Source organism: Caballeronia sordidicola (assembly GCF_002220365.1).
GTDB lineage: Bacteria > Pseudomonadota > Gammaproteobacteria > Burkholderiales > Burkholderiaceae > Caballeronia > Caballeronia sordidicola_C.
In genome coordinates, this window is record NZ_MTHB01000110.1 from 15,495 (window position 1) to 27,757 (window position 12,263).

Consider the following 12,263-nt stretch of genomic DNA (forward strand, 5'->3'; position numbering starts at 1 on the left):
ATTATAAGGGGCTGGCTGACTGAGGGGCTGACTGAGGATCTGACTGAGTGCGTCGTTTAAACCAGGCTTGCGCCACGCGGACCATCGCGGCCGACAAACGCGGGACCGAGATCGCCCATTCCCTGGCACCCCAACAAGCGCAGCGAAATCAACATCTCGTCCATCATCAGTGCGAGCACTTCGCTCGCCCCGGCTGCTCCGCGCGAAGCGAGGCCATACAACGGCGCTCGCCCTAGCAATACGCCGCGCGCGCCTAATGCGACCGCCTTCAAGGCATCGCTGCCGCGCCGCACTCCGCCATCGATAAAAATCTCCGTCTTTCCGCTAACCGCCTCAACGATCTCCGGCAGCAGCTCCAATGGCGCGAACGTGCTCCCCAACTGCCGGCCTCCATGATTCGATATCACCACGCCATCGGCGCCATGCGCGAGCGCCAGCAGTGCGTCTTCCAAGCCCATGATGCCCTTGACGATCACCTTGCCGCTCCAGTGCCTACGCACCCACTCCAGATCCGTCCAGCTCAGCGACAAGTCCATCTGCCGGCTCAGCATGGCTGCGTGACGCGATAAATCCGCATGCTCGCCCACGCTCTTCGCAATGTTCATCAATTGCGGCGAACCCGCGCGTGCCATTTGCCAGCACCAATGCGGATGCGTCAGGCAATCGGCGAGAAGCTTGGGTGACATTCGCAACGGCAACCGGAAACCATTGCGCGTGTCGTGATCGCGCTTGCCGTGCACCGGGACATCGACGGTGAGAACCAATGTTGAATAACCAGCAGCGCCGGCGCGTCGCATCAAGTCTTCGGCAATGCCGCGATCCTGTTGCACATAGAGCTGCATCCACAGGTCACCTTGCGGCGCGGCGGCGCGTACATCTTCCAGCAACGATGTCGACGCGGTCGACAACACGAACGGCAAGTTCGCGCGGCTCGCGGCCTGTGCGAGCAGTTCGTCGGCGCGTGGCCAAAAGAGTCCGTTCAAGCCCGTTGGTCCCACGATCAGCGGCGCCGCCGCTTCGCGTCCGAAAAAGTCCGTTGTGCTCGAACAGCGCGACACGTCCTTGAGCACGCGTGGTTTGAATAGCCACCGCCCGTACGCATCAGTATTGCGCCGCAACGCGTCGCCGTCTTCGGCGCCGCCATCCAGGTAATCAAACGCAAGCCGCGGCAGACGCCGCTGTGCAGCGATACGGTATTCAGCGACAGAGGCAAGCATCCAGGCTCCACGAAATTGCAATCGATCATAAACGTGAGATTCGATTGCACTACAATTGGGACAATCACAATGCGATACTCTCAAAGCCCCCACAAGCATGTCCAAAAGCGCCGCTGGCACGCCGGAAAAGCCTGATGAAAAAGCGACTCAGCGCTCGTCGTTGTTTGTCGGATCGACTGAAAAAGCCTTCCAGGTCCTGCACGCCTTCGACGGCCCGAGCCGTCACATGACTCTCGTCGATATCGCCCGCACGTCCGGGCTCGACCGCAGCGCGACCCAGCGCCTGGTTCATACGCTCGAAGCGCTCGGCTACCTCTACCGCGTGCCCGAAACCCGCAACTACGGCCTGACGACGAAGGTGCTGCAGTTCTCGTACAACTATGTGCGGGCCAACGAACTCATCGACAAAGCATCGCCTTATCTGCTCGATATCAGTCGGCGGCTTGGCGAAACCACCAACTTGCTGGAACTCGACGGCCACGAGATCGTGTTTGTCGCGCGTTTTCCGGGGCAGCATCTGGTGAACATCGACATTGTGGTTGGTGCTCGTTTGCCGGCCATGTTTACCGCTGCGGGCATAGCAATCCTGTCGCGTCTGTCGGACGAGCGCGTGCGCGAAATCCTGGCGCAGACGCCGCTTGATCCGCTCACGCACTACACCGAAACCCATCCCGACAAACTGCTCGAACGCGTGCGCAAGGTCGCGCGACGCGGTTACGCGGTGATCGAGAACGAGACCGTGCTCGGCGATATTTCCGTCGCCGCGCCGGTCACGGATCACGGCGGTATGGCTGTTGCCGCAATCAATATCTCGGTGCCCACCTCGCGGTGGTCGATCGAACGCGTGGAAGCCGAACTCGCGCAGCACGTGCAAGTCGCCGCGACCTCGATCTCGAAAGCGCGGCTGTCGAGCTACAAGCGTTGAGCCTTTAGCGACGCTTCAAAGCCCGCGCTCGTATAGGTCGAGCTGCTTCTCGAGTTCGATGCGCAAGCGCGCCGACAACCCTGCTTCCGCCTGAACCAGCGGCGCAAGCATCGCGGGCGCGTGGACATCGATCAGGTCCATCACGGACTTCATCGGGCCGGGATTGGTCTCGGCGAACGCCATATTCATCAGCGGAATCAGCGAGCGATGCAACGTCAGCGCTTCCTGCGTCTTCCCCTCTGACGCCAACTGATAAATCTGTCGCCACGCAGTCGGCAGCAACGTCGCCGTGACCACGATCCCACCCCGCGCACCGGCTGCCACGTGCAACGGGAACAACGTATCCTCGCCGCTCAACACGGCGAACGATTCATCCACGCCCGCAACAGTGCGCAGGAAATGCCACATGTCCGTGTTGCACGCCTTCATGCCGATGATCCGCTCATGCTTCGACAACTCATGCAGCACCTCAGGCGCGATCGCAATCCGCGTGCGATACGGGATTTCATAGATAAGAATCGGCAGCGGCGATTCATCGGCGTAACGCATGAAGTAATCGCGAATACCGGCTTGCGTCGGGTTGGTGTAGTAGGGCGTCAGCACGAGCAGACCATCGACGCCGGCCGCAGCGAAGTCCTTTCCCGCTTGCATCGCATCGTGATAACCGGGGTCGAGCACGCCCGCGACAACGGGGATCTTGCCCGCGGCCTGCTCCGCCGTGATCTCGGCCATGCGTATGCGCTCGGCACGCGAGAGCGCGCCATATTCGCCAGTGCCGCCAAGCGGCACCACACCGTCCACGCTTTGTTTCAACAGATAGCGCATGAGCGCGCGAGCGGCGTCGGCGTTGATGGTGTCGTCGGGATTGACGGGAGTCGGGATGGCCGGCAAGACGCCACGTAATTGTTGTGCTGAAAGCATGGGTTAGTCCTGGAAAACAAGGTTATTCAAGAAGCGAGGCTGCGGCGGCGCAACCGGTCCGCCACCCAGATCAGGGCTGCAACAAAGACGAACAGGCACGTGGAAACAGCCGCAATGACCGGTGAGATCTGCATCGTGATTTCATCCCAGAACTGCTTGGGCAAGGTCGTGCTCAAGCCTCCCGACGAGAACAGCGCGATGGTCAGTTCATCGAAGGAGGTAGCGAAGGCGAACAGGAACGACGACATCAACCCCGCGCCGAGAATCGGGAACGTGACGCGGCGCAGCGTGGCCCACGGGCGTGCGCCCATGCTGTGCGCGGCCAGATCCAGGCGCGTGTCGTAGTTGCGCAGCACGGCCATCATGGTGATCACCACGTAAGGCACGGCCACCACGGTGTGTCCCAGCACGAGGCCGAAAGACGATCCGATCAAGCCGATCTTCGCGAAGAAATAGAACACCCCTACCGCGATGATCATGCGCGGCACCACGATCGGCGCGAGTATGAAAGCGAGCATGGCCGCCTTGCCCTTCATGCCGCCGCGCACCAACAGGAACGCGGCGGGCGTGCCGATCAGCATCGAAAGAATGCCGGTGCCGATCCCCACGAGCATCGAGCGCGTGATGGCCTGCATCCACAACGGCGAATCAGTGATCTGCCGATACCACTGCAGCGAGAAACCATGCGGCGGCCATGCGAGACCGGACGCGGAATCGAACGAGAGCGGAATCATCAGGAACGCTGGCGCGCTCAGGAATACAAGCAGCAGGATGACCACTACGCGCAACGTCAGGCTTTCGCCGGCGACGGCGCGGCGTTTGCGACGTTTGGGGAAGAGGGCGAGCACGGCATCGGTCGCGTTGCCCAGGGCGGTCAGGATGACATCGCCGAGCTTGGCGGCCCAGCCCTTGCCGTGCTTTGGACCACGAGCGGCCGAGTTGCCGCCGGCCATCGTGGAAAGGCCGACCATGCGGTCGTAGACCAGGAACACGATCAGCACGACCGCCAGCAACAGCACGGAGATAGCGCCCGCGAAACCCCAGTTCAATGCCTGCATCACCTGGTCGATGATCAGTTGCGTGATCATGGTCTGATGGCGTCCGCCAAGCAGCGTGGGTGTGATGAAGAAGCCGATGGCCGTGACAAATACCATCAACGCACCCGCTGCAACGCCCGGCAGCGACAGCGGAAAATACACCTTCCAGAACACCGTGCCCGGACGCGCGCCGAGTGTGGCTGCAGCGCTCGGCAAGCGGCGGTCGATGTTCTCCATGACCGAGAGCATGGTCAGCACCGCGAGCGGCATCAGCGCGTGAACCATGCCCACGATCACGGCGGAAAAGTTATAGAGCAGGCTCAACGGCCGGTCGATGATGCCAAGTCCAAGCAACACCTGGTTGAGCACGCCGTTGCGTCCGAGCAGCACGACCCATGCAAATGTGCGCACGAGAAAGCTCGTCCAGAAGGAGAGCAGGACCCAGAACAGCAACCGGTTCTTCCGCTCCCGCGTCAGCGAGGAAATCAGGTACGCAATCGGATAGCCGGTGAGCACCGAGAAGAAGGTGGTCCACAACGAGATCTTCAGCGTGATCAGCAATACATCCACATAGACCGACGATGCGAAGAGCCGCTTGTATTCGACGAGCGTGAAGCCGCTGTCGTTATGCACGCTCAGCAGCAGCAACTGGCCGACGGGGTACACGAGCATCACGAGCAGCAATACGATGATCGGCGCGCTCATCGCACCGGGTCGCAACCATGCGCGCCATCGGGCAGGCCGTGGCGGCGGCGCTCCCGGACGCGTTTGCTCAGCAGTCAGGGCGGATCGATTCATTTCTTACCCCGCAATCGCAACAGCGTCCGCAGTCAGCCACGAAAGCCCGAGCGTCTGCCCGATTTCGTACTGGCGGCCGAGCCGGTTGGTGGGAAACGCCGCGACGAGCGGCGCGGCGTCGCTGATATGCGACTGCAGATAGAGCTTCGTCATGCTGCCGGTGACCATGATGTCGGTGAGCTTCGCCGACAAGGTGCCGCCGTTGATCGACGCAGCCGGCGGTCCATCGTGGATCTGCAGGTTCTGCGGACGCAGCATCAGCTTCACCGGACGGCCATCGCGGATCACCGGGTCGTACGCCATCGCGTTGACGTTCGCGCCACCCTGCACGCTGATCTGCACCTGGTCGCCGCTGCGTCCCGTCACCACCGCATCGAGCAGGTTCGATTCGCCGAGGAAGTCCGCGACAAACACGCTTTTCGGCCGGAAATACAAATCGGCGGGCGTGCCGAGTTGCGCAATCGAACCGGCGTTCATCAGGCAGATGCGGTCGGACATGGTCATCGCTTCTTCCTGATCGTGGGTGACGTAGACAATCGTCGTACCCAGGTCGCGATGAATCCGCTTGATCTCCAGTTGCATCTGATCGCGCAATTTCTTGTCCAGCGCGCCGAGCGGTTCGTCCATCAGGATGATCGACGGCCGGTAGACCATGCAGCGCGCGAGTGCAATCCGTTGCTGCTGACCGCCCGACAATTCACGCGGATAACGTTCCGCCACATGCGGAAGATGCACCATCTCAAGCGCTTGCATGACTTTCTCACGCGTTTTTTTGGCATCGGTCCTGCGCATCTGCAAAGGGAACGAGATGTTCTCCGCTACCGTCATGTGCGGGAACAGCGCATAGTTCTGAAACACCATGCCGATGTCCCGCTCATACGGTGCGCCGTATGTCACGTCAACACCATTGATCCGCACCTGGCCATCGTCCGGTTGTGCGAGCCCCGCGATCAGGCTGAGCAGCGTCGTCTTGCCCGAGCCGCTGGGTCCGAGCAGGATCAGGAACTCGCCCTGGGCGACATCGAGATCGATTGGCGCGAGCGCGACGAAGTCGCCATAACGCTTGCACAGTCCCGTGATTTGAAGGTTCGAAGCAGGCATGGAATCGGCATCCGTGACGGTGAAAACACAAAAGGACCGCGATGAAAACAGCGCTCAGGTCAGGATCCAGCTATTGAAACGCTCGAGCGCGACGCTTTGTTTTTCCTGCCAGAACTTCGCATCGATATGCAGGCCGTTCTTCATGTTCTCCGGGAACGTCGGGCAGTTCTTCGCGATCTCGGGCTTGATGTAGTTAAACGCTTCGGGCTGCGTAACACCGGCCGGGAAATACTCGACCAGCGCGGCCTGCCGTTTTGGATCGGACGCAAACTTGATGAACTCACGGCACGCGCTCGCGTTCGGCGTGCCTTTGAGGATCGACCAGTTATCGACGCCCCAAATGTTCTGGTTCCAGACGATCGCGACCGGCGCGCCGTTTGCAATGGCCGATTGCGCCCGCGATACCCACGTGCTGATCATGTCCACTTCACCGGAGCCCAGCATCTGTTCGACTTGCGAGCCCGTGGTCCACCAGACATCGACGTGCTTGGAAATCTTGTCGAGGCTTGCGATGCCCTTGTCGAAATTGACCGGATAGACCTGCGAGGGCGACGTGCCGTCTGCCATCATCGCTTCTTCGAAGGTATCGAACGGATACTTGCGCAGGCCGCGACGGCCCGGGTAGTCCTTGACGTTCCACATATCGGCCCATGAATTGGGGGCCTTGCGACCCTTGAAGGCATCGGTGCGATAAGCGAGGACGGTCGTATAAATGTTGGTGCCAACACCATACGGGGACATGTATTGCGCCGGAATCTTTGCGATCATCGGGTCGGCCTCAAGCCCGTGCTTCTCCAGGTATTCCTTGCCGCCGCCCGTCAACAGGAGGATGGCCGGCTGACTGATCTTGGCCATGTCCCACGTGTAGCTGCCAGTCTCGACCATGCTCTTGATCTGCGCGGTCGGTTCGGCGTTCGCTTGCACACCGATCACCTCAATGCCCGTCTTCTCCGTGAACGGCTTGTAGAACACCGCGCCGTACGCCTTGGTATAGATGCCGCCATCGTCGCGAATGACGATCCGTTTGTTCGCGGCGCGCGATGGCGTCCAGACGAACGGGAACGCCACCGCGGCAGCGCCGGCGACAGCCGTTTTGATGACCGTGCGGCGGCCGGGTTGTTGAAGCTGTTGAATTTCATCGCGTGCGGGCTGCTTTTTCATGTCGGCTCCAAGGGTGTGGATAGAAACAGAAACGCTGTGATGCGAACGTCCAGGCTTCTTCTCCTGGCCTGGATCGGGGGATCCGAACGCGGTCCGGGGGGACCCGGAAATTCAGGGCAGCAAACGTCCCGGATTGAACAGGTTGTGCGGATCGAGCGCGTTCTTCACGGCCCGCATCAGGCGGAGTTCAGCTGCGGATTTGTAGTGCGCCATTTCCGGCAGCCCGGTTTGCCCGACGCCATGCTCAGCGCTGAACGTGCCGCGCAATTCATGCGCGACGTCGTTCACGCAGCGGCGCAGGGTGTTGGCCATCGAGGAGCGATCGGCGAGTTGGCGCCAGGCGTCGAAGGTGAAAAAGGGGATGAAATGCGCGTTGCCGTCGCCAAGATGCGCGACCACGATGATGTCGAGCCCGGGAACAATGGCATGCACCGCTTGCGTGGCACGCTCGATGAACAGCGGCACGGCGGACACCGGTACCGCACAGTCGGTCGTCAGGCCCACGCCCCCTTTCTTGTTGGCTTCCGACACGCTATGGCGAATTTCCCAGAACGTGGCGCGTTGTGTCTCGTTGGTGGCGAGGACGGCGTCATGGATCAGGCCGGATTCAGCTGCGTGTTCGAGCGTTTGCTGCATCAGCGCGGCCATTTCCTCGCCGCCGTGGGTGTCTCCTAGTTCCACCAGCACGTGCCATTCATGCAGTTCCGAGAGCGGATTGCGGCGGCCTGGAACATGTTCGATCACGAGTTCGAGCTGGCGGCGGTTGATCATCTCGAAGGCGCTCAACCGCGATCCGCACGCGGCCTGGAACATCCCGAGGATGTGCAGCGCGGCGGCGGGATCGACGGGCGCGAACCACGCGAGCGCGTGTTGCACCGGCAGCGGATGCAGTTTCAGCGTCGCCGCCGTGATGATGCCGAGCGTGCCTTCCGTGCCGATGAACAAGTGCTTCAGGTCGAGCCCCGTGTTGTCCTTGCGCAATGCGCGCAGGCCATTCCAGACGGTGCCGTCGGCGAGTACGACTTCGAGCCCCAGCACGTTGTCGCGCGTGTTGCCGTAGCGCAGGACGGCGGTGCCGCCCGCATTCGTCGATAAATTCCCGCCGATCTGGCACGAACCCTCGGCGCCCAGACTCACCGCGTACAGGCGATCTTCGGCTGCGGCTGCGTCCTGGATGGTTTTCAGCACGCAACCGGCTTCGACTTCCATCGAGCCGTTGGCGGCATCTATATGACGAATGCGCCGCATGCGCGTCAAATTGACGATGACCGGCGGCAGGCCCACGTTCGCCGGCACCGCACCCGCGCACAAGCTGGTGTTGCCGCCTTGCGGCAGGACCGGGACACCGTGCGCCGCGCACAGGCGCACGACGGCCGACACCTGCGAGGTGTTCGAGGGCTGGACGACCGCTGCTGCCGGCCCCTTGTAGCGGCCTCGCCAGTCTTCCGTGAAAGGCGCGAGGTCGGATTCGGCGGTGAGCACCGCATTGGCGCCGAGTTCTGCTTCCAGGGAAGCGATCAACGCCGTGACGGTTTTCATGTCGAGTTCCTCGATAAGCACCGGCGGCCTCCTGGATCAGGAAAGGGTCAGCGAAAGCGCCGCGCATGGAAAAGAGAGTAGGCAGAAAAAAATCGCATTGAAATGTGTGTGATCGCTATGCGATTAAAATAGGCGTTTTTGCCAGTCAGGTAGTCGACAAGGGTTGAGCGAGCGGAGCCGGAGAAAAGCTGCTAACGGAAAAAACTGACTCAGCCGAAGCAAAGTCGACGAGAATCGTCCGTCACCGAGCAAATGCATAAATCGGGGTCGGAATGAAGCCACACTTTTCAGGTTCGACCAGCGAACTTCATGTGACTCGCATGGTCTTGATTCGGGCTGATTCGTCCGCAAATGAGTGCTTGTCCGAGCTAAATGTTGTAGTTTTGCTGCGCTCGGCTACTAGATACGCCCGATATTGGCGTTTACCGCACTAGCCGCAACCAAGTTGCTATAAACTGTACGACCCGCGCGAATCCTGCGCTCGTTAGCGCGTCCCGCCTCCAAACTGATTCAGTTTTGCTCGAATCAACGCATCGAAGTAGCTGAATAGCTGAACCCGAGGTGATGATCCCGTCGGTCGTCACGGTAGTGCTCGTGTCTAACCGCTTGTGCACTGGTTTGTCATTACAGAGCAAAGCTGTCGAGGAAATGTATGACAAGTTTTGATCCAACCGAATCTACCGCCGGCAACGGCGCGCCTGTAAAAAAATCGAAAGCCCGCCGTGGGTCCGCCGACAAGCTGTCGCGGCCAATGGACGAAAGCGTTTGCTCTCCTGAGCAGGCCGATGAACGTCAACGCCAGATGCGGGCGTTGATTCAACTGGGAAAACAGCAAGGTTTCCTGACCCACGCAGAGATCAACGATCACCTGCCGGGCAACTTTGCTCAGACGTCGGCTATCGAAACCATTGTCAGCACCTTCCGCGACATGGGTGTGGCCGTCTATGAAGAAGCGCCTGATTCGGAAACGCTGCTGCTGAACGATTCCGCCCCCACGGCGGTGTCGGACGAGCAATCGGACGAAGAAGCGGAAGTCACGCTGGCGACCGTCGACTCGGAATTCGGCCGCACGACCGATCCCGTGCGTATGTATATGCGCGAAATGGGCAGCACCGAACTGCTGACCCGTGCGGGCGAGATCGAGATCGCGAAGCGCATTGAAGACGGCCTCGGCGAGATGATCAAGGCGGCGTTCACGTGCCCGTCGACCGTGATCACGCTGCTCACGACCGTGGACAAGATTGTCGCTGGCGAACTGCGCATCGACGAACTGGTCGATGGCTTCAAGGACACCACCCTCGACGAAGACGCGGGGGCGGCGGACGCCGACGCCGACGCTGAGCTCGACGAAGCTGAACTCGCGTCGGAAAGCGACGACGAAGACGGCGAGACCGAAGACGAGCAAGCAACGCGTGCGAACGCAACGCGCCTCAAGCATTTGCTGCGCGACTGCTTGCCTATGTTCGCGAACGTTCGGGACCATTTCGACGCGTTCCATGCGGCTTATATGGCCGACGACGCACGCACCGGTGACTGGCCGAGCGTGCAGGAACACATCCAGCGCGAGCTGGCGACCATCCGCTTTACCGCTCGTACCATCGACCGGTTGTGCGCCGAGGTTCACGAGCAGGTCGAACAGGTCCGCGCTATCGAGCGTCGCATCCTGAAGATCGCCGTCGATCTGGCTGGCATGCCGCGTGAGAAGTTCGTGGAAGTGTTCCCCGGCCACGAGACGGATCTCGAGTGGACAACGCGTCATGCGGCAACCTCGAGCGCCTATGGCAAGGCGCTGGAACGCAGCCTGCCGGCCATTCAGGCGGAACAGCAGAAGCTGATCCAGATCGAGTCGAACCTGATGTTGCCCCTGTTGCAGCTGAAGGCGCTGAACAAGCAGATGACGTCCGCCGAGCACAAGATGCGTCAGGCGAAGCGCGAAATGACGGAAGCGAACCTGCGTCTGGTGATCTCGATTGCGAAGAAGTACGTGAACCGCGGCATGCATTTCCTGGATCTGATCCAGGAAGGCAACATCGGCTTGATGAAGGCCGTGGACAAGTTCGAATACCGGCGTGGCTGGAAGTTTTCGACGTACGCCACGTGGTGGGTCCGTCAGGCTGTGACGCGTTCGCTCGCCGATCAGGGCCGGACCATCCGCGTGCCGGTGCACATGATCGAGACGATCAACAAGCTGAACCGCGTATCGCGCGAAATCCTGCAGCAGACTGGACAGGAAGCGCATCCGTCGGTGCTGGCGGTTCGCCTCGATTTGTCGGAAGAAAAGGTTCGCAGCATTCTCAAGATTGCGCGGCAGCCGGTTTCGCTCGAAACGCCTTTGGGCGAAGACGGCGACACGACGCTGGGCGACATGGTGGAAGATTCGAACACCGAATCGCCGGCCGATGCCGCCATGCACGCCGACATGCGTCTCGCGATCAAGGATGCGCTGGATTCCTTGTCACCGCGTGAAGCAAAGGTGCTGCGTATGCGTTTTGGTATCGACACCGTGTCCGACCATACGCTGGAAGAAGTCGGCAAGCAGTTCGATGTGACGCGTGAGCGGATTCGCCAGATTGAGAGCAAGGCAATGCGCAAGCTCGTGCATCCGAGCCGGTCGGAGAAGCTGCGGTCGTTCCTGGCACATTGAGGATCGCCGCAAGGCTTGCTGGAAGGTAGGTTGCTAGGTAGGTTGGAAGGTAGGTTGACGCCGTTGGACTCGAAGAGGGTCCAACGGCGTTTTTGTTTGGTGTCTACCGTCTGGTGTTCTATCGCTGACCGTTGGAAGATCCCAGCCTGCCACTCCGGTGCGTACCAAGCCCGAACTTCAAGGGCCTGGGTTTGCTCGACTGGCAGCCTGGCTCTTGTAGAACCCCGGGAGTACCAACGCGTCCGGACTTCTGGCAAGATGCACCCCCTGCTGCACGGCGGCGCTGAACTGAAACGACGTGCTCCACAAGCGGATGCGAGTCCGGAAGAAGTCCGCCCACTGGAATTCGGCAAACGGTTCAGGTGTTTTTATATAGCCGCCCGCGTTGCGCACAAACGCTGCCAGGCTGCGGTACGGATCGTCGATCAGCCCCGAGACATTGGACGGAATCGCGGCAACGCCGTGCAGGATGCCGTGCTCGTCATAGGGGTGGACCCAGCGCCGGTTTGCCATCTCCAGCCAGAAGGCATCGCCTTTCAGCTTCGACAGGTCGGCCATGACCTCAACGTAAGCATAATTGATCTGGGCGTCGAATAACGCCCGCGCAAGGTGATGATGATCGGTTGCGAAGTGAATTCCATCCCGGCCCAACACGGCGGGAATAGGCAAGTCCTTGAGGGCGCGCTTCAATTCTTCCGCGGGCAGGGAGGCGAAGTGTTTGCGTTTCTCATCGACCTCCAGCATTCCGGCGGTTATCTGCGTGGGATGGATCTGCTGCAATTCCAGCCTGACCAGTTTTTTCATAGTGTGCACGCGGGATCAGAGAACCAGCGGCAAGCGTAACCGACGCAGTGCCAGCCAACAAGTTCGCGCGGCAGCAGGTGCGGCGCGTGCTTGCGTGCGGGTCTGGGTCCTGGTCA

The 12,263-nt window shown here is 60.7% G+C and carries 9 protein-coding genes; 2 read left to right on the plus strand and 7 right to left on the minus strand.

The window, feature by feature from the left end; translation table 11 throughout:
* Positions 1–56: 56 nt before the first annotated feature.
* Positions 57–1,217, minus strand: coding sequence for an alpha-hydroxy acid oxidase (locus BSU04_RS17220; protein WP_089161741.1), 1,161 nt, complete (start codon positions 1,215–1,217; stop codon positions 57–59).
* A gap of 97 nt (positions 1,218–1,314) precedes the next feature.
* Here BSU04_RS17220 and BSU04_RS17225 point away from each other — a divergent pair, with 97 nt between their 5' ends.
* The gene (locus tag BSU04_RS17225; RefSeq protein WP_089161742.1) at positions 1,315–2,142 is read left to right on the plus strand and encodes an IclR family transcriptional regulator; all 828 of its coding nucleotides are present in this window, start codon (positions 1,315–1,317) and stop codon (positions 2,140–2,142) included.
* Positions 2,143–2,157: 15 nt separating this feature from the next.
* Here BSU04_RS17225 and dapA read toward each other — a convergent pair whose 3' ends face one another.
* The 5 genes from dapA to BSU04_RS17250 form a co-directional block, all read right to left on the minus strand.
* A complete protein-coding gene (gene dapA / locus BSU04_RS17230) occupies positions 2,158–3,063 on the minus strand; it encodes a 4-hydroxy-tetrahydrodipicolinate synthase (RefSeq protein ID WP_089161743.1) in 906 nt (301 codons plus the stop codon).
* 26 nt (positions 3,064–3,089) lie between these two features.
* Positions 3,090–4,805, minus strand: coding sequence for an ABC transporter permease subunit (locus tag BSU04_RS17235; protein ID WP_089161744.1), 1,716 nt, complete (start codon positions 4,803–4,805; stop codon positions 3,090–3,092).
* 96 nt (positions 4,806–4,901) lie between these two features.
* Entirely contained in the window at positions 4,902–5,999 is a 1,098-nt protein-coding gene (locus BSU04_RS17240; RefSeq protein WP_089161745.1) for an ABC transporter ATP-binding protein, read from the minus strand.
* A 54-nt stretch (positions 6,000–6,053) separates the two neighbouring features.
* Positions 6,054–7,160, minus strand: coding sequence for an ABC transporter substrate-binding protein (locus BSU04_RS17245; RefSeq protein WP_089161746.1), 1,107 nt, complete (start codon positions 7,158–7,160; stop codon positions 6,054–6,056).
* A 111-nt stretch (positions 7,161–7,271) separates the two neighbouring features.
* Positions 7,272–8,699, minus strand: coding sequence for an FAD-binding oxidoreductase (locus tag BSU04_RS17250; RefSeq protein WP_089161981.1), 1,428 nt, complete (start codon positions 8,697–8,699; stop codon positions 7,272–7,274).
* Between the two features lie 751 nt (positions 8,700–9,450).
* Between BSU04_RS17250 and rpoD the strand changes: the two genes are divergently transcribed.
* Positions 9,451–11,343: an RNA polymerase sigma factor RpoD gene (gene rpoD / locus BSU04_RS17255; RefSeq protein WP_089161982.1), complete on the plus strand. Its 1,893-nt coding sequence runs from the start codon at positions 9,451–9,453 to the stop codon at positions 11,341–11,343.
* 177 nt (positions 11,344–11,520) lie between these two features.
* On the opposite strand, the gene BSU04_RS17260 is transcribed toward rpoD, so the two are convergent.
* Complete coding sequence (locus BSU04_RS17260) at positions 11,521–12,147, minus strand: ParB-like protein (RefSeq protein WP_089161747.1); 627 nt, start codon at positions 12,145–12,147, stop codon at positions 11,521–11,523.
* Positions 12,148–12,263 lie beyond the last annotated feature (116 nt).

What these genes read in the sequence shown, in the direction of transcription:
- BSU04_RS17235 (WP_089161744.1), bottom strand. Translation starts at nt 4,805, where the DNA reads ATGAGCGCGCCGATCATCGTATTGCTGCTCGTGATGCTCGTGTACCCC.
- BSU04_RS17240 (WP_089161745.1), bottom strand. Translation starts at nt 5,999, where the DNA reads ATGCCTGCTTCGAACCTTCAAATCACGGGACTGTGCAAGCGTTATGGC.
- BSU04_RS17260 (WP_089161747.1), bottom strand. Translation starts at nt 12,147, where the DNA reads ATGAAAAAACTGGTCAGGCTGGAATTGCAGCAGATCCATCCCACGCAG.
- BSU04_RS17225 (WP_089161742.1), top strand. Translation starts at nt 1,315, where the DNA reads ATGTCCAAAAGCGCCGCTGGCACGCCGGAAAAGCCTGATGAAAAAGCG.
- BSU04_RS17250 (WP_089161981.1), bottom strand. Translation starts at nt 8,699, where the DNA reads ATGAAAACCGTCACGGCGTTGATCGCTTCCCTGGAAGCAGAACTCGGC.
- BSU04_RS17220 (WP_089161741.1), bottom strand. Translation starts at nt 1,217, where the DNA reads ATGCTTGCCTCTGTCGCTGAATACCGTATCGCTGCACAGCGGCGTCTG.
- BSU04_RS17245 (WP_089161746.1), bottom strand. Translation starts at nt 7,160, where the DNA reads ATGAAAAAGCAGCCCGCACGCGATGAAATTCAACAGCTTCAACAACCC.
- rpoD (WP_089161982.1), top strand. Translation starts at nt 9,451, where the DNA reads ATGGACGAAAGCGTTTGCTCTCCTGAGCAGGCCGATGAACGTCAACGC.
- dapA (WP_089161743.1), bottom strand. Translation starts at nt 3,063, where the DNA reads ATGCTTTCAGCACAACAATTACGTGGCGTCTTGCCGGCCATCCCGACT.